18 protein-coding genes are annotated in these 19,959 nt (G+C 60.3%); 12 read left to right on the forward strand and 6 right to left on the reverse strand.

What is annotated here, in order from left to right:
* Positions 1–40 precede the first annotated feature (40 nt).
* Complete coding sequence (locus ACM6IO_RS01200) at positions 41–1,267, reverse strand: acyl-CoA dehydrogenase (protein ID WP_192229216.1); 1,227 nt, start codon at positions 1,265–1,267, stop codon at positions 41–43.
* A gap of 152 nt (positions 1,268–1,419) precedes the next feature.
* On the opposite strand from ACM6IO_RS01200, the gene ACM6IO_RS01205 reads away from it, so the two are divergent.
* From ACM6IO_RS01205 to ACM6IO_RS01215, 3 genes are all read left to right on the forward strand, one after another.
* Positions 1,420–2,349 (forward strand): LysR family transcriptional regulator, encoded by a 930-nt coding sequence (locus ACM6IO_RS01205; RefSeq protein ID WP_008031887.1) that lies wholly within the window; start codon positions 1,420–1,422, stop codon positions 2,347–2,349.
* Positions 2,350–2,545: 196 nt separating this feature from the next.
* A complete protein-coding gene (locus tag ACM6IO_RS01210) occupies positions 2,546–2,947 on the forward strand; it encodes a MerR family transcriptional regulator (RefSeq protein WP_414910752.1) in 402 nt (133 codons plus the stop codon).
* A 143-nt stretch (positions 2,948–3,090) separates the two neighbouring features.
* The gene (locus tag ACM6IO_RS01215) at positions 3,091–3,990 is read left to right on the forward strand and encodes a hydroxymethylglutaryl-CoA lyase (protein WP_414910753.1); all 900 of its coding nucleotides are present in this window, start codon (positions 3,091–3,093) and stop codon (positions 3,988–3,990) included.
* Between the two features lie 665 nt (positions 3,991–4,655).
* Here ACM6IO_RS01215 and ACM6IO_RS01220 read toward each other — a convergent pair.
* Positions 4,656–6,353 carry an AMP-binding protein gene (locus ACM6IO_RS01220; protein ID WP_414910754.1) on the reverse strand — a complete coding sequence of 566 codons (1,698 nt, stop codon included), beginning with the start codon at positions 6,351–6,353 and terminating at the stop codon, positions 4,656–4,658.
* Between the two features lie 295 nt (positions 6,354–6,648).
* Here ACM6IO_RS01220 and ACM6IO_RS01225 point away from each other — a divergent pair, with 295 nt between their 5' ends.
* The 4 genes from ACM6IO_RS01225 to ACM6IO_RS01240 all read left to right on the forward strand — a co-directional run bounded on the left by ACM6IO_RS01225 (position 6,649) and on the right by ACM6IO_RS01240 (position 12,332).
* On the forward strand, positions 6,649–7,812 hold the full coding sequence (locus ACM6IO_RS01225) for an isovaleryl-CoA dehydrogenase (RefSeq protein ID WP_008031893.1): 1,164 nt from the start codon (positions 6,649–6,651) through the stop codon (positions 7,810–7,812).
* A gap of 12 nt (positions 7,813–7,824) precedes the next feature.
* A complete protein-coding gene (locus ACM6IO_RS01230; RefSeq protein WP_192229211.1) occupies positions 7,825–9,432 on the forward strand; it encodes a carboxyl transferase domain-containing protein in 1,608 nt (535 codons plus the stop codon).
* 135 nt (positions 9,433–9,567) lie between these two features.
* Positions 9,568–10,383: a gamma-carboxygeranoyl-CoA hydratase gene (locus tag ACM6IO_RS01235; protein WP_008041207.1), complete on the forward strand. Its 816-nt coding sequence runs from the start codon at positions 9,568–9,570 to the stop codon at positions 10,381–10,383.
* The gene (locus tag ACM6IO_RS01240) at positions 10,383–12,332 is read left to right on the forward strand and encodes an acetyl/propionyl/methylcrotonyl-CoA carboxylase subunit alpha (protein ID WP_414910755.1); all 1,950 of its coding nucleotides are present in this window, start codon (positions 10,383–10,385) and stop codon (positions 12,330–12,332) included. The genes ACM6IO_RS01235 and ACM6IO_RS01240 overlap by 1 nt, the downstream gene beginning before the upstream one ends.
* Positions 12,333–12,371: 39 nt before the next feature.
* Here ACM6IO_RS01240 and ACM6IO_RS01245 read toward each other — a convergent pair whose 3' ends face one another.
* Positions 12,372–13,019, reverse strand: coding sequence for a LexA family protein (locus ACM6IO_RS01245; RefSeq protein ID WP_192229209.1), 648 nt, complete (start codon positions 13,017–13,019; stop codon positions 12,372–12,374).
* Positions 13,020–13,149: 130 nt separating this feature from the next.
* Here ACM6IO_RS01245 and ACM6IO_RS01250 point away from each other — a divergent pair, with 130 nt between their 5' ends.
* Positions 13,150–13,491, forward strand: coding sequence for a DUF6124 family protein (locus ACM6IO_RS01250; RefSeq protein ID WP_008041212.1), 342 nt, complete (start codon positions 13,150–13,152; stop codon positions 13,489–13,491).
* A 487-nt stretch (positions 13,492–13,978) separates the two neighbouring features.
* Positions 13,979–15,130: a M14-type cytosolic carboxypeptidase gene (locus ACM6IO_RS01255; RefSeq protein WP_008031906.1), complete on the forward strand. Its 1,152-nt coding sequence runs from the start codon at positions 13,979–13,981 to the stop codon at positions 15,128–15,130.
* A gap of 39 nt (positions 15,131–15,169) precedes the next feature.
* Here the strand turns inward: ACM6IO_RS01255 and ACM6IO_RS01260 are convergent, their stop codons facing one another.
* Positions 15,170–15,616 (reverse strand): winged helix-turn-helix transcriptional regulator, encoded by a 447-nt coding sequence (locus tag ACM6IO_RS01260; protein ID WP_008031907.1) that lies wholly within the window; start codon positions 15,614–15,616, stop codon positions 15,170–15,172.
* Between the two features lie 94 nt (positions 15,617–15,710).
* Between ACM6IO_RS01260 and ACM6IO_RS01265 the strand changes: the two genes are divergently transcribed.
* Positions 15,711–16,916 (forward strand): MFS transporter, encoded by a 1,206-nt coding sequence (locus ACM6IO_RS01265; RefSeq protein ID WP_223414398.1) that lies wholly within the window; start codon positions 15,711–15,713, stop codon positions 16,914–16,916.
* Here ACM6IO_RS01265 and ACM6IO_RS01270 read toward each other — a convergent pair.
* Both ACM6IO_RS01270 and ACM6IO_RS01275 read right to left on the reverse strand, forming a co-directional pair.
* Entirely contained in the window at positions 16,913–17,461 is a 549-nt protein-coding gene (locus ACM6IO_RS01270; protein ID WP_414910756.1) for a cytochrome b, read from the reverse strand. The two genes, ACM6IO_RS01265 and ACM6IO_RS01270, sit on opposite strands and share 4 nt — an antisense overlap.
* Positions 17,458–18,543, reverse strand: coding sequence for a catalase family peroxidase (locus tag ACM6IO_RS01275; RefSeq protein WP_192229207.1), 1,086 nt, complete (start codon positions 18,541–18,543; stop codon positions 17,458–17,460). Before ACM6IO_RS01275 ends, ACM6IO_RS01270 begins: the two co-directional genes overlap by 4 nt.
* Positions 18,544–18,701: 158 nt before the next feature.
* Here ACM6IO_RS01275 and ACM6IO_RS01280 point away from each other — a divergent pair, with 158 nt between their 5' ends.
* On the forward strand, positions 18,702–19,208 hold the full coding sequence (locus ACM6IO_RS01280) for a sigma-70 family RNA polymerase sigma factor (RefSeq protein WP_280161725.1): 507 nt from the start codon (positions 18,702–18,704) through the stop codon (positions 19,206–19,208).
* Positions 19,205–19,957: an anti-sigma factor family protein gene (locus ACM6IO_RS01285; RefSeq protein WP_414910757.1), complete on the forward strand. Its 753-nt coding sequence runs from the start codon at positions 19,205–19,207 to the stop codon at positions 19,955–19,957. Before ACM6IO_RS01280 ends, ACM6IO_RS01285 begins: the two co-directional genes overlap by 4 nt.
* The last annotated feature ends 2 nt before the right edge of the window (positions 19,958–19,959 follow it).

The raw sequence follows: 19,959 nt of genomic DNA on the forward strand, positions 1-19,959 counted from the left end.
TTATCGTTGGCGACCATCGCGAGCAGGCTCGCTCCTACAATTAATGGCTGCGCATCATTTCCTTCGGCACATACTTGCCGATCTCGAACTTGCCGATCGCCGCGCGGTGCACTTCATCCGGGCCGTCGGCCAGGCGCAGCGTGCGCTGCATCGCATACATGTAGGCCAGCGGGAAATCGTTGGAAACCCCTGCCCCGCCATGGATCTGGATCGCCCGGTCGATGACGCGCAACGCCACGTTCGGTGCCACCACCTTGATCTGCGCGATTTCGCTCTTCGCCACTTTGTTGCCGACGGTGTCCATCATGTACGCCGCTTTCAAAGTCAGCAGGCGTGCCATGTCGATTTCCATCCGCGAGTCGGCGATTTTGTCGATGTTACCGCCCAAACGCGCCAGGGGCTTGCCGAATGCGGTGCGATTCACCGAGCGCTTGCACATCAGTTCCAGCGCACGCTCAGCCATGCCGATCGAACGCATGCAGTGGTGAATCCGGCCCGGGCCAAGGCGACCTTGAGCAATTTCGAAGCCGCGTCCTTCGCCCAACAGGACGTTTTCGTACGGCACGCGGACGTTTTCGAACAGCACTTCGGCGTGACCGTGAGGCGCGTCGTCGTAACCGAATACCGGTAGCGGACGAACGATCTTCACGCCCGGTGCATCCACCGGCACCAGAATCATCGAGTGCTGGGCGTGGCGTGGCGCATCAGGATTGCTCAGGCCCATGAAGATCAGAATCTTGCAGCGTGGATCGCAGGCACCCGAGGTCCACCACTTTTTGCCGTTGATCACCCACTCATCACCGTCACGCACGGCGCGGGCGGCCATGTTGGTGGCGTCGGACGAAGCCACATCCGGTTCGGTCATGGCGAACGCCGAGCGGATCTCGCCGCGTAGCAGCGGTTCGAGCCAGCGTTGTTTCTGTTCTTCGTTGGCGTAGCGCACCAGCACTTCCATGTTGCCGGTGTCGGGCGCCGAGCAGTTGAATGGCTCAGGCCCCAGCAGCGAGCGGCCCATGATCTCTGCCAATGGTGCGTATTCGAGGTTGGTCAGGCCGGCGCCGAGTTCGGACTCAGGCAGAAACAAATTCCACAGGCCTTCAGCCTTGGCCTTGAGTTTCAGTTCTTCCATGATCGCAGTCGGCTGCCAGCGGTCGCCCTCGGCAACCTGGCGCTCGAACACGGCTTCGGCGGGATAAACGTAGGTGTCCATGAACGCGGTCACGCGCTCACGCAGTTCTTGCACCTTGGGCGAATAAGCGAAATCCATGAGCAGCTACCTTCTGGGGGGAGGTTGTTTAGGTCATGCAATCGATGCTAGAACAGCTACGAAAATTTACCTAGCCTATTCTCGGCGTGTATTAACATTCATCACCGATATATGATCGGCTGATTGAGAACCAACAATAAGAGTGCAGCGCAATGAATCTGAGCAAGGTCGACCTCAACCTTTTCATCGTCTTCGACGCGATCTACACCGAAGCCAACCTGACCCGCGCCGGACAGATTGTCGGCATTACTCAACCGGCTGTTTCGAACGCTCTGGCCCGCCTGCGCGAGACGTTCAACGATCCTTTGTTCGTGCGTACGGCCCAAGGCATGGTGCCAACGCCGATGGCGCAAAACATCATCGGCCCGGTGCGCAACGCCCTCTCTCTGCTGCGGGTGTCGGTGCAGGAAAGCCGCATCTTCAACCCGTTGCAGGCGGTCAAGACGTACCGCATCAGCATGACCGACCTCACCGAAGCGGTGATCCTGCCGCCACTGTTCCAGCGCCTGCGCCGCCTGGCGCCAACGGTGATCATCGAAAGCTTTCTGTCCAAGCGCCGCGAGACCACCAAGGAACTGGCGGCCGGGCGACTCGACTTTGCGGTGGACGCGCCGCTCAACACCGACCCGCAAGTGCGTCACGTCAAGTTGATGGAAGACCGTTACGTGTGCGCCATGCGCAAGGGCCATCCGCTGGCGACCAAGGAGAAATTCACCCTCGATGACTATCTGTCACTGACGCATATCCATATTTCCAGCCGCCGCAGTGGTCTGGGCCATGTTGACCTGGCCCTGGGCAAGATGGGCATCCAGCGCAAGATTGCCCTGCGCTCCCAGCATTACTTGATGGCGTCGCAGGTGTTGCAGCAAACCGATATGGTCATGACCGTGCCGGAGCGCTTCGCCCGCCGCCATGATTTGTACTCGGTGAACCTGCCGGTCAACGATGTGCCGCCGGTGGAAACTCACCTTTACTGGCATGAAAGCACCGACCAGGACCCGGCCAACCGCTGGATGCGCGAGCAGATGATCGAGTTGTGCCAGCAGGTGACGGCGCATGAGAAGAAGCTCGATAAGGTGTAGGGCATTACACCGGGTTATCGTTCTTCGCGAGCAAGCTTCGCTCCTACAGGATTTACACAGTACCTGTAGGAGCGAGCGGTGCGGCGATCCGACTTGCCCGCGAAGAGGCCCGCAATGACGACGAAAAAACCCGCCCCTTGACGTAAACGTCAACCTGCCATTAGCTTAGCGCCATGACCTTTTTTTGAGCGCTTCCATGAGCAGCCAGACCTATAGCATTTCCGACCTCGCCCGCGAGCTCGACATCACCACGCGGGCCATTCGCTTCTATGAAGAGCAAGGCTTGCTCAGCCCCGAACGACGCGGCCAGGAGCGCATCTATTCGCCTCGCGACAAGGTCAGCCTGAAACTGATCCTGCGGGGCAAGCGCATTGGCTTCTCACTCGCCGAATGCCGCGAGCTGATCGAACTCTACGACCCCACCGGCGGCAATCAGAAACAGCTGCAAACCATGCTGAGCAAAATCGCCGAACGCCGTGAGCAGTTGGAGCAGCAAATGCTCGATATCGAGCAGATGAAGCTGGAACTGGACACTGCACAGGAGCGCTGCGCCCAGGCGCTGGAACTAACGATGAAAAGCCAGCCGGCAATTCAATAATCATACGAAGATCCAGTGTGGGAGCGGGCTTGCTCGCGAATGCGGAATTTCATCCAACATGGGTGTCGACTGACCCACCGTATTCGCGAGCAAGCCCGCTCCCACATTAGATCTTCGTTCACCCTTTCAAACAGGTGAATTCCATGTCCCTTCCTTCCCACGTACGCCTGGTCGAAGTCGGCCCTCGCGACGGTCTGCAAAACGAAGCTCAACCGATCAGCGTTGCCGATAAGGTGCAACTGGTCGATGCACTCACGGCCGCTGGCCTCGGCTATATAGAAGTCGGCAGTTTCGTTTCGCCCAAATGGGTGCCGCAGATGGCCGGATCCGCCGAAGTCTTCGCGCAAATCCAGCGCAAACCAGGCGTGACCTACGGCGCGCTCGCCCCCAACCTGCGCGGCTTCGAAGATGCGATCGCCGCCGGGGTCAAGGAAGTCGCAGTGTTCGCCGCAGCGTCCGAAGCGTTTTCCCAGCGCAACATCAATTGCTCGATCAGCGAAAGCCTGGAGCGTTTTGAGCCGATCATGGAAGCCGCCAGGCAGCACGGCGTCACCGTGCGCGGTTACGTGTCCTGTGTGCTGGGCTGTCCTTATGAAGGTCACGTCAAACCCGAGCAAGTTGCCCTGGTCGCCCGCGAGCTCTATGCCATGGGCTGCTACGAAGTCTCGCTGGGGGACACCATCGGCACCGGCACGGCAGGCGCGACGCGCAAAATGTTCGAAGTGGTTTCGGCCGACGTGCCTCGGGAGAAACTGGCCGGGCACTTCCACGACACCTACGGCCAGGCCATGGCCAACATCTATGCCAGCCTGCTCGAAGGCATCTCGGTGTTTGACAGCTCCATCGCCGGCCTCGGCGGCTGCCCCTACGCCAAAGGCGCCAGCGGTAACGTCGCCACCGAAGACGTGGTTTACCTGCTCAATGGCCTCGGCATCGAAACAGGTATCGACCTGGACGCCTTGATTCTGGCCGGTCAGCAGATTTGCACGGTGCTGGGGCGCCCCACCGGTTCGCGCGTGGCCAAGGCTCGCAGCTCGCAGTAAGTGTGCTGATGTGTCCAGGTGTTACCGCTGCGTCTGGAACGTGGGGGATAAGCGAGTAACACGGAAACAAATTGTAGGGGTTTACCTGAGCGAAAAATCCTACAAAAACTCAAGTCATTGATTTTAAAGGGTTTTTAAAAGTTGGCACGGCTTCTGCTATCTCTATGGCATAACAAGAATAAAAAGCAGCAAACCAATAAAAATAAGACGTAACGACTCTGACATAACAAGAACAACACGGCAGAGACGCAGCTAACAGATTTTTTTGGAGAAGGTGTGCTTTTCAGGGTGCTTTTCGGAGTAACCCGCAACCGGGCAGAGAACAATAAAACTACCTTCAGGTAGCTCCCGAACTGGTTGGATCGCTTAGCGAAAAAGTAGATCAGCGCTCAAAAAAATACGTTTGCTCTTGATCCCGGATGGGGATCGACAAAAACAGCGGTAAAGGGTCACGGTTGCCAAAAACAAAAACAGACCGCCCCTCAATAATAAAAAAAGAGCATGCGCAACGAAAAATTAAAGGGGAGCTTCGGCTCCCCTTTGTGCTTTCTGCGATTCAGCAAAACGGTATCTGTGTAGGAGCGAGGCTTGCCCGCGAAGGGAACGCCGCGGCCTCACAGGGACACCGCGTAATCGTTCTTCGCGGGCAAGCCTCGCTCCTACGGTTAATCTTTACCGATGCGCAATTCCTCGATGCTGATCTCGCGCATCCGGAATTTCTGGATCTTGCCGGTCACCGTCATCGGAAACTCTTCCACAAACTTGAAGTAGCGCGGTGTCTTGAAGTGCGCGATGCGCTCCTTGCACCAGGTTTGCAGCTCTTGCTCGGTGGCACTGTGACCGGGGTGGAATTTGATCCAGGCGACGATCTCTTCGCCATAACGCGAACACGGGATGCCGATCACTTGCACGTCCGCCACGGCCGGGTGAGTGAAGAAGAATTCTTCCAGCTCCCGCGGGTAAATATTCTCACCGCCACGGATGATCATGTCCTTGTTGCGTCCGGCAATGCACACGTAGCCTTCATCATTCATGCTCGCCAGATCACCGGTGTGCATCCAGCCGGCCTGATCGATGGCTTCGGCGGTGCCTTGCGGGTTGTTCCAGTAGCCGAGCATCACGCTGTAGCCACGGGTGCAGAGTTCGCCGATGGTGCCGCGAGGTACCAGGTTGCCCGCCTCGTCGATGATTTTGCTTTCAAGCTGCGGTTGGGTGCGACCGACCGTGGTGACGCGCAATTCCAGTTCGTCTGAAGGACCGGTCTGCAACGACACCGGACTTGTTTCCGTCATGCCGTAGGCAATCTGCACTTCATTCATGTGCATTTCGCTGATTACGCGACGCATCACTTCGATCGGACAGGTCGCGCCGGCCATGATCCCGGTACGCAGGCTCGACAGATCGAATTGCGCACGTTGCGGCTGATCGAGCATGGCGATGAACATGGTCGGCACGCCATACAGTGCGGTGGCCTTTTCTTCGGCGACGGTGGTCAGGGTCAGTAGCGGATCGAAGGCATCGTTGGGGTAAATCATGGTGCTGCCGTGGGTGATGCAGCCGAGGTTGCCCATGACCATGCCGAAGCAGTGATACAGCGGCACCGGGATCACCAGCCGATCATTGGCGGTCAGGCCGAGGCTTTCGCCCACCATGTAACCGTTGTTGAGAATGTTGTAGTGGCTGAGGGTCGCGCCCTTCGGAAAACCGGTGGTGCCGGAGGTGTACTGGATGTTCACGGCCTGGTCGAAATGCAGGCTGTCGCCCCGCTCGCGTAACTGCTCGCTGGATACACCCGCTGCGAGATCGCTCAGTTGCGACCACGGCAGAAAACCTGATGGCGGCTGCGCATCCAGGCTGATCACGCCGCGCAAGTCCGGCAGACGCTCGCTCTGCAACTGGCCGATGGATTGTTCTGCCAGCTCGGGCACCAGGCCTTGCAACATGCCGTGGTAGTTGGAGGTCTTGAACGCGCCCGCGCAGACCAGCCATTTGCAGCCTGACTGCTTCAGCACGTATTCGAGTTCCGAGCTGCGATACGCCGGATTGATGTTGACCAGGATCACGCCGATCTTCGCGCTGGCGAACTGGCTGATGCACCACTGCGCACAATTCGGCGCCCAGATGCCGAGGCGATCACCGGTCTGCAACCCCAGCGCGAGCAGCGCCCGGGCATGAAGGTCCACGGCGTCGGACAGTTGCTGCCAGGTGTAGCGCAACTGTTGATGGCGCACGACCAGCGCCTCGCCCGTCGGATACTGCGCGACGGTGTTATCAAATGCCTGACCGATGGTCATCGCCAACAAGGCTTTGTCCTGAGAACCACGGGTATAGCTGCGCTGCGGGCTTGCACTGGGTTGATCCATGACGACCCCTATTGTCTTTATTAATGGGCTACCAACGGATACCTGCAGGAGCGATGCTTGCTCGCGAAGAGGCCTCTACATTCAACATTTATGTCGACTGATCTGACGCTTTCGCGAGCAAGCATCGCTCCTACAAGTTGGGTCCGCTTTCTATCTTGAACTGGCTCTACTCTCGCTCAAGTTGACGTTAACGTAAAGGGTGATTGACAGCCATTCGTCACAGGCTTACGTTAACGTAAAGGTGAGAGCCAAATCACGACCCTCCCCGCCCTACAAAAAAGCCAAAAGGTGACCCATGAGCTATCCATCCCTGAACTTTGCCCTCGGTGAAACCATCGACATGCTGCGCGATCAGGTCCAGTCCTTCGTCGCCAAAGAGATCGCCCCGCGCGCCGCTCAGATCGACATCGACAACCTGTTCCCCGCCGACCTGTGGCGCAAGTTCGGCGACATGGGCCTGCTCGGCATTACCGTCCCGGAAGAATACGGCGGTGCTGGCCTGGGTTACCTGGCGCACGTGGTGGCCATGGAAGAAATCAGCCGCGGTTCGGCGTCGGTCGCCCTGTCCTACGGCGCGCACTCCAACCTTTGCGTGAACCAGATCAACCGCAACGGCAATCACGAACAGAAAAGCAAATACCTGCCGAAGCTGATCAGCGGCGAGCACATTGGCGCCCTGGCCATGAGTGAACCGAACGCCGGTTCCGACGTGGTCTCGATGAAACTGCGCGCCGACAAACGTGGTGATCACTACGTGCTCAACGGCAGCAAAACCTGGATCACCAACGGTCCCGACGCCAACACCTACGTGATCTACGCCAAGACCGACCTGGAAAAAGGCCCGCACGGCATCACCGCGTTCATCGTCGAGCGCGACTGGAAAGGCTTCAGCCGCAGCAACAAGTTCGACAAGCTCGGCATGCGCGGCTCCAACACCTGCGAGCTGTTCTTCGATGACGTCGAAGTGCCGGAAGAAAACATCCTCGGCGTGCTCAACGGCGGCGTGAAAGTGCTGATGAGCGGCCTCGACTACGAACGTGTCGTTCTGTCCGGCGGCCCGACCGGGATCATGCAGGCCTGCATGGACCTGATCGTGCCGTACATCCACGACCGCAAGCAGTTCGGGCAAAGCATCGGCGAATTCCAGCTGATCCAAGGCAAAGTCGCCGACATGTACACCCAACTCAACGCCAGCCGCGCCTACCTTTATGCGGTGGCCCAGGCCTGCGAGCGCGGCGAAACCACGCGCAAGGATGCCGCCGGCGTGATCCTCTACAGCGCCGAGCGCGCCACGCAAATGGCCCTCGACGCAATCCAGATTCTCGGCGGCAACGGTTACATCAACGAATTCCCGGCCGGTCGTCTGCTGCGTGACGCCAAGCTGTACGAAATCGGCGCCGGCACCAGTGAGATCCGTCGCATGCTGATCGGTCGCGAACTGTTCAACGAAACCCGCTAAACGGAGCTGTCCATGGCTATCCTGCATACCCAGCTCAACCCCCGTTCCGCGGAGTTTGCCGCGAACAGCGCGGCGATGCTCACCCAGGTCGACGCCTTGCACACTCTGCTCGCGCAAGTGCAGCAAGGTGGTGGTCCGAAGGCGCAAGAACGCCACACTTCGCGGGGCAAATTGCTGCCCCGCGAGCGGATCAATCGCCTGCTCGATCCGGGCTCGCCGTTTCTCGAAATCAGCCAACTGGCGGCCTACGAAGTGTATGGCGAAGACGTGCCGGCCGCGGGCGTGATAGCCGGGATCGGTCGAGTGGAAGGCGTCGAGTGCATGATCGTGGCCAACGATGCCACGGTGAAAGGCGGCTCGTATTACCCGCTGACCGTGAAAAAACACCTGCGCGCCCAGACCATCGCTCAGCAGAACCGCTTGCCGTGCATTTATCTGGTGGACTCCGGCGGCGCCAACCTGCCGCGTCAGGATGAAGTGTTCCCGGACCGCGAGCACTTCGGGCGGATCTTCTTCAACCAGGCCAACATGAGCGCCATGGGCATTCCGCAAATCGCGGTGGTCATGGGCTCGTGCACTGCCGGCGGCGCTTACGTGCCGGCGATGGCCGACGAAGCGATCATGGTTCGCGAGCAGGCGACTATTTTCCTCGCCGGCCCACCGCTGGTGAAAGCCGCGACCGGTGAAGTGGTCAGCGCCGAAGATCTGGGCGGTGCCGACGTGCACTGCAAGATTTCCGGGGTCGCCGACCATTATGCCGAGAGCGATGAACACGCCCTGGCCATTGCCCGACGCAGCATCGCCAACCTCAACTGGCGCAAGCTCGGCGAACTGCAACAACGCACGCCCATCGCCCCGCTCTACAGCAGCGACGAGTTGTATGGCGTGGTCTCGGCCGACGCCAAGCAGCCGTTCGATGTGCGCGAAGTGATCGCGCGGCTGGTGGACGGTTCGGTGTTCGACGAATTCAAGGCGCTGTTCGGGACCACCTTGGTGTGCGGTTTTGCTCACTTGCACGGTTACCCGATCGCGATCCTCGCCAACAACGGCATCCTCTTCGCCGAGGCCGCGCAGAAAGGCGCGCACTTCATCGAACTGGCCTGCCAACGCGGCATTCCGTTGCTGTTCCTGCAAAACATCACCGGCTTCATGGTTGGCCAGAAGTACGAGGCCGGCGGCATCGCCAAGCATGGTGCAAAACTGGTGACCGCCGTGGCGTGCGCCAAGGTGCCGAAGTTCACCGTGATCATCGGCGGCAGCTTCGGCGCCGGTAACTACGGCATGTGCGGGCGGGCCTACGATCCACGTTTCCTGTGGATGTGGCCGAATGCACGCATCGGTGTGATGGGCGCCGAACAAGCGGCGGGCGTGTTGGTGCAGGTCAAGCGCGAGCAGGCCGAGCGTGGCGGGCATGGTTTCAGCGCCGAGCAGGAAGCCGAAATCAAGCAACCGATCCTCGATCAATACGAAGAACAGGGCCACCCTTACTACTCCAGCGCACGGCTGTGGGACGACGGCGTCATTGACCCGGCGCAGACCCGCGATGTGCTGGCCCTGGCCTTGTCCGCGTCGCTGAACGCGCCAATCGAACCGAGCCGCTTCGGCGTGTTCCGGATGTGATTTGACTTTGTAGGAGCGAGCGGGCGGCGATCCGACTTGCCCGCGAAAGCGGTTTGTCAGTCACATCGATGCTGGATGTACCGACGCCTTCGCGGGCAAGCCTCGCTCCTACAAGTACCGTGGAGACGGATGAACATGAGCGACTTCAACACCCTCGAACTACAGACCGACCCGCGTGGTTTCGCGACTCTGTGGCTCAGCCGGGAAGAAAAGAACAACGCGTTCAACGCCGAGATGATCCGTGAACTGATCCTCGCGCTGGACAAGGTCTCGACCGACGCCAGCCTGCGCTTTTTGCTGGTGCGCGGACGTGGCAAGCATTTCAGCGCCGGCGCCGACCTGGCGTGGATGCAGCAATCGGCCGAGCTCGATTACCACACCAATCTGGACGACGCCCGGGAACTGGCGGAGTTGATGTACAACCTGGCCAAGCTGAAAGTTCCGACGCTGGCCGTGGTACAAGGCGCGGCTTTCGGCGGCGCGCTGGGCCTGATCAGTTGCTGCGACATGGCCATCGGCGCCGATGACGCTCAATTCTGCCTGTCGGAAGTACGCATCGGCCTCGCGCCAGCGGTGATCAGCCCGTTCGTGGTGCAAGCCATCGGCGAACGCGCTGCACGCCGTTACGCACTGACCGCCGAGCGCTTCGGTGGGCAACGCGCTCGGGAAATCGGCTTGTTGTCGGAGAGTTATCCGGGCAATGAGCTGGAGCAGAAAGTCGAGCAATGGATCGACAACCTGCTGCTCAACAGCCCCGCAGCCATGCGCGTCAGCAAGGATTTGCTGCGTGAAGTCGGCAACGGCGCGCTGACCCCGGCGCTGCGTCGCTACACCGAAAATGCCATCGCGCGCATCCGCGTCAGCCCCGAAGGCCAGGAAGGCCTGCGCGCCTTTCTGCAAAAACGTCCGCCGAGCTGGCAGGCCGAAACCACCCCCAAGGAGCCGCGTTGATGAGCGCACCTGTCATTACCTCTCTGCTGGTGGCCAACCGTGGCGAAATCGCGTGCCGGGTCATGCGCACCGCCAAGGCCCTGGGCCTGACCACCGTCGCCGTGCACAGCGCCACCGACCGCGAAGCGCGGCACAGCCGCGAAGCGGACATTCGCGTTGACCTCGGTGGCAGCAAAGCCGCCGACAGCTACCTGCAAATCGACAAGCTGATCGCCGCCGCCAAGGCCAGCGGCGCGCAGGCGATTCATCCGGGTTATGGTTTTCTGTCCGAGAATGCCGGGTTCGCCCGCGCCATCGAACAAGCAGGCCTGATCTTCCTCGGTCCGCCCGCCTCGGCCATCGATGCCATGGGCAGCAAATCCGCCGCCAAAGCCTTGATGGAAACCGCTGGCGTGCCACTGGTGCCCGGTTATCACGGCGAAGCTCAAGACCTCGACACCTTCCGCGACGCTTGCGAACGCATCGGTTATCCGGTGCTGCTCAAGGCGACGGCGGGCGGTGGCGGCAAAGGCATGAAAGTGGTTGAGGACATCAGCCAACTGGCCGAAGCCCTCGCCTCGGCCCAGCGTGAAGCGCAATCCTCGTTCGGCGATTCGCGGATGCTGGTCGAAAAATATCTGCTGAAGCCGCGCCACGTGGAAATCCAGGTTTTCGCCGACCAGCACGGCAATTGCCTGTACCTCAATGAACGTGACTGCTCGATTCAGCGTCGGCACCAGAAAGTCGTCGAAGAAGCGCCCGCACCAGGCTTGAGCCCGGAACTGCGTCGCGCCATGGGCGAAGCGGCCGTGCGTTCGGCGCAGGCCATCGGTTATGTCGGCGCCGGCACCGTGGAATTCTTGCTGGATGCGCGCGGCGAGTTCTTCTTCATGGAGATGAACACGCGCCTGCAGGTCGAACACCCGGTCACCGAAGCCATCACCGGCCTTGATCTGGTGGCCTGGCAGATTCGCGTGGCACGTGGCGAAGCGCTGCCGATGACTCAGGATCAAGTGCCACTGATCGGCCATGCGATCGAAGTGCGGCTGTATGCCGAAGACCCGGGCAATGATTTCCTGCCAGCTACCGGGCGCCTGGAGTTGTACCGTGAATCGGCCGAAGGTCCGGGTCGTCGGGTCGACAGCGGCGTGGAAGAAGGCGACGAGATTTCGCCGTTCTACGACCCGATGCTCGGCAAGCTGATTGCCTGGGGCGAGGATCGCGAACAGGCGCGCCTGCGCTTGCTAAGCATGCTCGATGAGTTCGCGATTGGCGGGCTCAAGACCAACATCAACTTCTTGCGTCGAATTGTTGGTCATCCGGCGTTTGCGGCGGCTGAGCTGGATACCGGGTTCATTCCGCGTTACCAGGAGCAACTGCTGCCAGAGCCCTCGCCGCTCAGTGATGAGTTCTGGCAAGCCGCGGCGCAGGCATTTTCCCAAAGCCAACCGGACACGACCCGCACTGATGACCTGAGTTCGCCTTGGGGGATCGGCACTGGGTTCCGTGCCGGATTGCCGACAGAAATCACCCTGCACTTGAGCTGCGAAGGTCAGGACCGTGCGCTGACGTTGGGCGCTACCCGATCGGCGCAACTCGCGGGTGAGCAACTGCTGACCGAACACAACGGCGTACGCCGCCAGCATCGGGCAATCCGTCGCGGCGGCGTTGTGTATCTGCAATGGGATGGTGAATTGCGCCGCATCGAGTCCTACGACCCGATCAGCGCCGTCGAAGCCAGTCACAGCCATCACGGCGGGCTCACTGCGCCCATGAACGGCAGCATCGTGCGAGTGCTGGTGGAGGCCGGGCAAACGGTCGAAGCCGGGGCGCAATTGGTGGTGCTGGAGGCGATGAAGATGGAGCACAGCATTCGTGCACCACACGCTGGGGTGATCAAGGCGCTGTATTGCCAGGAAGGCGAGATGGTCAGCGAAGGCAGTGCATTGGTCGAGCTGGAAGAAGCCTGAAATGCGGATCGGTCCTACGCATTGCGAGGACCGATCTGATCAGAACCTGGCCGTTGCCTGAACCACTACGCCGATGATTCGGCAGGCTTCGGTGTAAAGGGCTTTCGGATACGTCGGATTGAGCGGGACCAGGTAACGCTGCCCGCCCTCTTCGATCAGTTTGCGAAACGTCGCTTCAGTGCTGTCCGGCCATTGGGCGATCACCAGTTTCCCGGGCTCCGGCACAATGGCCGGGTCCACCAGGATCATCATGCCCTCGGCGATACTGACGCCGCTCGGTGCAGTCATCGCATCGCCCACCACGGTCAACCAGAACGCCGCGCCCTGAGCGTGGTAGTCAGTCAGTTCGAAACGCGCCGTGTCATAGACCGTCGGCTCACCGTCACGCACCTCGCAGGATTCGCGCCAGTCACTGACCGGGTAACGGAAGTACGGGTTGTACTTGCGCACCAGATCCTGGCTTTCCTCCTTCGCAATGTCCGGCTCGCGGATCACCAGCGCCACCTCGAGAAACTCCATGCCCAGTGCGTGCAGCACACGGTTCATGTCATCGATGCCCGGTTGGCGACGTTTGTTCAGCCAATGACCGACGCCGCCCTGGGACATCCCCAGGCGGTCGGCGAGTATTTCCTGAGTGACTTTGAGTTCACTCATCTTGGCCTTGACCAATTCAATCCATTTATCCATGTGCGGCACGATACGTGGGCGCCTCCGGCCAGCAAAACACAACTTGTAGTATTTAAATTCTCGTCACAAATACAGTTCGTACTACGATTGGATCACGGATTTGAATCTAACACGGAGCTTTGCCATCGCCATGACCATCCCCAGCAATGACTTGCCAGACATGCAGATCGACACCTCCCTCACCTCGCCAAAAGGCTCGGCCGCCGCGCAGCGCGCCCTGGACTATTACTTGAAACCAGCTGTGTCCGAAGCGGTGGAAGAGGAGCGTTTTTTTGATGTGAACCGCAATGTCAGCTGCGAAGAAGCACTGGTGCGAGCCTCAGACCTGTTGCGCTGCGCCGCCGCCACGGCGTACGAGTCGGCGAACAATCTGCAGGGCGTGCACCGGGACCTGGCGTTTTCGACGGTGCATATGATCGATATGGCCAAGGCGTTGCTGGACCGATCCCTCGACGGGGATCATCACGCATAAGGCAGGCAGGGATATTTCGCGGGGCGCGGGAAAGAATTTTCCAATCGCGCAGATAAAATCGTTTGACTTGCAAACGAGAATGATTATTATTGCATGCAGCTGATCGCGAGATCAGTCGATTGTCCAAGTGACCTTAGGTCGGTCTCCTGGACTATCTCCTCATCAGGCTAATCACGGTTTTTGACCCGGCTTTTTGCCGGGTCTTTTTTTTGCCAGTTATTCTGGCTTTACCTTCAGGCTAATGAAGTCTTTGGGTGCTGCAAATTCGATGGCGCGGATAATATCAAAAGAATATCTGTTGGCAAGAGAAGCCCGGCAACATTGGGCCAAACTAATGGAAAATAGCACTTGAGAATCAATCGCACAGTCTCTAAGCTGCGACGGCGTCAAGGAGGACGCCCCCCTTTTACCCCCGCAATTTCCCCCGGTTTTTCCCTTCCCAGCGTGTAAAGTATCAGCCATAAAAAATCATATTCAGGAATCGATTATGACCGTGGCTAGATCTTCTTTCGACATCAGCGCCAACTTCGACAGCGGCAACATTGAAGTGCTGGACATCAGCAATCCGTTGCAAGCCCTGCTGGCCATCAAGCCAGACACCCGCAGCCAGCATTTTCAGTGGTTTCACTTCAAGGCCAGCGGTTTGCACGTCGGACAGGAACACTGGTTTCGTCTGAACAATGCCAGCAAATCCTCGTACAACAAAGCCTGGGACGGCTATCAGGCAGTGGCGTCCTACGACCACGTCAACTGGTTCCGGGTGCCGACCATCTTCGAAGGCGACTGCCTACGTTTCAGCCTCGAAGCCACGGCCACCCACGCCTGGTTTGCCTACTTCGAACCCTACAGCCGTGGCCGCCATGACTGGTTGATCGAACAGGCGCTGACCAAGGCCGGCACTGAACTGCTGGCCACCGGCAAGAGTGTCGAAGGTCGTGACATTCAGTTGCTGCGCAAAGGCACCGGCGCCGAAGGCCGGCGCAAGGTCTGGATGATTGCCCAGCAACACCCCGGCGAACACATGGCCGAGTGGTTCATGGAAGGTGTGATCGAACGCCTGGAAAGACACGACGATCCAGTGCTGAACAAACTGCTGGCCAGCGCCGACCTGTATCTGGTGCCGAACATGAACCCGGACGGTGCCTTTCACGGTCACCTGCGCACCAACGCCATGGGCCAGGACCTCAACCGCGCCTGGCAGAGCGCCAGTCAGGAGATCAGTCCGGAAGTGCTGTTCGCTCAGCAACAGATGGAGAAGTACGGCGTCGACCTGTTCCTCGACATCCATGGCGATGAAGAAATCCCCTACGTGTTCACTGCCGGTTGCGAAGGCAACCCAGGCTACACGCCGCGGATCGAAAAACTCGAAGAGCATTTCCGCAGTCATCTGAAACACCTGACCAAGGACTTCCAGACCAAGCACGGCTACACCCGCGACGAACCAGGCAAAGCCAACATGACCCTGGCGTGCAACAGCGTCGGTCAGAAATTCGACTGCCTGTCGTTGACCCTGGAGATGCCGTTCAAGGACAACAACGACAAACCGGATCCGTTGACTGGCTGGTCCGGCAAGCGCTCGAAGCAACTGGGCAAGGATGTGCTGACGACCGTGGCGGACATGGTCGATACCTTGCGCTGATCCTGCGCAATGGCTGCATGCCAGGCATGCAGCCACGCCTCATTCGGCCGCCACTCGCACACAATCCTCCGGTCCCAGCAATCGCCCATCCTCGGCGCGCAATTCCAATGGCCGCACCGGTCGACCGTTGTCGCGGTCAACCACCCGCGAGTGCGCCTCCCCGTCCTCATAAAAAAACGCCTCGCCCCACTGCCGCAAGCCGATGATCAACGGGAACAGGCCTTTGCCCTTCTCCGTCAGCACGTATTCCTGATACGCGCTGCCATCCGACGCCGGCACCAGATCGAAAATCCCGTGGCTCACCAACGTGCGCAATCGTGCCGAGAGAATGTTCTTCGCCATGCCCAGATTGCGCTGGAACTCACCGAACCGGCGAATGCCGTCGAACGCATCGCGCACGATCAGCAACGACCACCAATCGCCGATGGCATCCAGTGAACGGGCCACCGGGCATTCGGCGCTCTCCATGCTTGTACGCTTGGCCATGCCTGCGCTCTCGAAAACAAATGTGGTTGCAATATAAAACCGGCTTGCTTACCGTACAACTGGTTTTATTTAGAAACCACTTTTGGAGCCCGGCATGAAGCCCACTCACACAACACTCAGCAGCGGCGTCGTGTTGCTGTTCGCCGTCGCCTGCGGACTGGCCGTCGGCAACGTGTACTACGCGCAACCCTTGCTCGATGCGATGGCCGAGGCGTTTGCCATGGACCCCGCCACCATCGGCATCGTCGTCACGCTCACCCAGATCGGTTACGGCGTCGGATTGTTGTTGCTGGTGCCGCTCGGCGATCTGCTGAACCGACGACGCCTGATCGTCACGCAAACCCTGTTGTCGGCGCTGGCGTTGTTGATGATCGCGTTAGCCTCGAACAGCACCTGGCTGTTGCTCGGGATGACGTTGACCGGGTTGTTGGCGGTGGTCACCCAAGTGTTGGTGGCCTACGCCGCGACATTGGCCATCCCGGCGCAGCGCGGGCGTGTGGTCGGCGTGGTCACCAGCGGCATCGTCGTCGGCATTTTGTTGGCTCGGACGGTGGCAGGCGGCATGGCCGACCTGGCCGGCTGGCGCTCGATTTATCTGTTGTCGGCGGGGTTGACCCTGGTGATGGCGTTGCTGCTGTTACGTGTGCTGCCCAAACACGAGGACACGCAACCGGCCAGTTCCTATGGCGCATTGCTCGGCTCGGTGTTCAGGTTGTTCACGGAAGAACCGGTGTTGCGTCAACGGGCGGTGCTCGCATTACTGACCTTCGCCAGTGCCATGGTGCTGTGGACGCCCATGGTGTTGCCGCTGAGTGCCCCGCCGCTGTCGTTGTCCCACACACAAATCGGCTTGTTCGGACTGGCTGGCGCCGCCGGAGCACTGGCCGCCGCGCGTGCCGGGCATTTGGCTGATCGTGGTTTAGGTCAGTGGGTCAGCGGTTTGTCATTGTTGTTGATGCTGGCCTCCTGGCTGCCGATCGCGCTGACTCAATCCTCTTTGTGGGCCTTGTTACTGGGGGTGATCACCCTGGATCTGGGTTTGCAGGCCGTGCACGTGACCAGCCAAAGCATGATCTACAGCGTGCGCCCCGAAGCGCAAAGCCGCCTCACTGCGGGGTACATGTTGTTTTATTCAATTGGCAGCGCGCTGGGGTCGATCGGCTCGACGGCGATGTACGCCTGGGCCGGGTGGCTCGGGGTATGCCTGTTGGGTGCGGGGATCAACGCCGTGGCATTGGGTTACTGGTGGCTGACGCTGAAAAGTGGCGCATCCGCCCGATGCGCCACGCAAGCCGGTTAACCGCGGTCCTTGTTGCCCCGCAGCATGCTGTCGAGCACCTCATCACGCCGTACCCAACCGTGAAACAACGCCGCCGCCAGATGTAGCAGCACGGTCAGAAACAGCAGGTACGCCAGATACCCGTGCGCCTTGCGCAGGAACGCAAACACCTGCGCATTCGCCGGCACAATCGACGGCAACTGCAACGAACTGCTGAGCATCACCGGGTCGCCCGCCGCCGAAATCATCGCCCAGCCGAGCAGCGGCAGGATCAACATCAAGGCGTACAGCAAGACATGCGAAGCCTTGGCCGCCAGCGCTTGCCAGCCCGGCAAGTCTGCCGGCAATGGAGGTTGCCGGGTGGAAAAGCGCACAGCGATGCGCACGATCACCAGCAGCAGAATGGCGATGCCCAACGGTTTGTGCAGATGGATCAGCCACTCGTGCCGCTCAGAGACGGAAGCGACCATGCCCGCGCCGATAAACAGCATGGCAATGATCATCAGCGCCATCAGCCAGTGCAGCAGTCGCGCCAGCGGCGCGAAGTGGTTCGGTTGGTTGCTCATTGTTGTGCCTCCTGTTTGGCGGCGGGCAACTGACTGACTTCACTGGTGCGGCGCAAGTAGGAACTGGCGTAACCGGCGGAGCGAGCGGCGAGCAACGGGTCGTCGGAACCTTCGATACCGGCGGGCAATACCAGCGGGTCGTAGTTGATGTCCCGGCATTCGCCATTGAGCTGCGGCTGGGTGCTTTCGAGCACCAGCGTGCCGGCGTTCACCACTTTGCGACCGTCGGGCCAGGCCTTGCTGGCGTCGTTGACCGGATCACCGGGGTTGGCCAGCGTGATGTTCAACTGCCAACGCAGCGGCCCCAAGGCAATCCGTTGAAGCAGGTCTTTCTCGAGAAAATCGCCACCCTCCGGCGCCGTGGCACCTGCCGCGTCCTGCACCAACGGCACCATGCTCCAGCGCACCGCTTGCTTTTGCCCGGCAGCGTTGACCAGGTAAAACGCATTGACGCTGTTATAGGTTTCCGTCACGTAACTGGCGGACGGCTTGGCGGTTTTGATCCAGGCCAGGAACGGTCCGGCCTCCGGGTGCGCACCAAAGAACGCCGGCACCGCTGCCGGGTTCGGTTTGCCGGTGGCCGGGTCCGGCGACTGGGCCTGCTGCAATTGATAGAACGCCTCGGGTGTGCCCACCGGGAACACCGGCATGCTGTTCATCCCGGTGCGCCACTGTTGGCCGTTGGCCTGGGTGAAGCGCAGCGCCAGGCTGCGGATCGGCACGGCGCTGTCCGGCGCATAAGGGTTGCCGGCCGGCAAGGCAAAACGCCCGACCACCGGGGTCCGCGCCTCATTGAACACCTGAGCGCTGGAATAGCTGCGCGCCTCGCCACTGCTCTCGAAATGCCCGATCACGCACACGCCTTTGGAGTGATTGCGCCGGAAGCCCGGGTGCACGCCGTTGTTGGTTTCCAGCACGTTGATCAGCTTTTTCGGGGTCAGTCGCTGTGGGTCAAAGGTGCCGTTGACGTAGGCAAATGCCCCGGCCACTGCAGCGACCACCACGGCAATACCGGCCAGACGCAACGTCAGGCTCGCGGCACTCAAGGGGGGCCGGGTGGGCGGTGATGAGCGATCTACCATGAAAGACTCCAGGGCCATCGGCCACAAGTGAGAAGGATCAAGCAGACGAACCCCGCGAACGTTTATTCCATCGTGCGGTATTTATTTTTTCAGGCGTGGAATAACCTTCAGTGCCGGGCGTCTCTCTAGTCCACAGCGTAGTGACTAGCCAGAACTTCATGAACGAGATCGACGAACGACTGAGAGAAATCATTCCCGGATTGCGCCGGTTTGCCGTGTCGTTGACGCGCAACCCCAGCAGCGCCGACGACCTGGTGCAGTCGTGTCTGGAGCGGGCGTTGTCGAGTTGGGGCGACAAACGCCCCGAAGGCGACTTGCGCGCCTGGCTGTTTTCGATTCTGTATCGGCAATTTCTCGACGCTCACCGGCGCTCCCGGCGTTATGCGCGGATGCTCGAATTCTTTACCGGACGGGACGATACCCAACCGTCGGTGGAGCGCACCGTGATCGCCCAATCGACCCTGCAAGCCTTCGATCAGCTCGGCACCGAACAGCGTGCGCTGCTGCTCTGGGTGTCGGTCGAAGGCCTGAGCTACAAGGAAGTCGCCGAGATTCTCGACGTCCCCGTCGGCACCGTCATGTCGCGCCTGTCCCGCGCCCGCCAGGCCTTGCGCCAACTCAGCGACGGCGAAATCACCCGCCCTTCCCTGCGGAGACTCAAATGATCAGCATGCCCCCGAGCGAGCGTGACCTGCACGCGTATGTGGACCACCAGCTCAATGATGACGACCGACGTCTGGTAGAGACTTTTCTGGCCGGCAACATGGAAATATCCGCACAGGTTCGCGCCTGGCAGCAGGACGCCCAGCAACTGCGCGCGGCCCTGAGCGGTGCGTTGCAGCAACCCGCCAACCCGGCCCTCGACCCGGCACTGATTCGCCAACGCCTCAAACGCCAATCACGCCGCCATCTGGCCAGCGCCGCGGTGTTGCTGATTGCCGTGAGCATCGGCGGCTTCAGCGGTTGGAAGGCGCGGGAGATGACCCTCCTCAGCGCGGCGGCGCCGATGGCCGATGCGATGCAGGCTTATCGGCTGTTTGCCCAGCAAGGCATGCTGCCGGCGGATTACAAGGTCAGCGATGACGGCGATATGCAGGGCTGGCTCGACCGCTATTTCACGCAGGCCCATCGCTTGCCGGACCTTTCAGGCGCGGGGTTCAAACCGGTCAGCGGGCGCTTGCTCAGCACTGAGCAAGGGCCGGCGGCGATGGTGGTTTATGAAGACCGCAGCGGGCACAAAGTCAGCTTCTACGTGCGCCCGCCAGGACCGAAAAACTTCCTGCTGCCGCGGGGCAGTCGCAGTGACGGCGGGTTGCAGGCTGAGTACTGGTCGGGGAGTGGTTACAACTACGCGATGGTCAGCCCGAGCGATACGCCTGCGGCGCAGATGCTCAAGCAAACCGTGCAATTCTGACC

Source organism: Pseudomonas sp. IT-P44 (assembly GCF_949768225.1).
GTDB classification, from domain to species: Bacteria; Pseudomonadota; Gammaproteobacteria; order Pseudomonadales; family Pseudomonadaceae; genus Aquipseudomonas; species Aquipseudomonas migulae.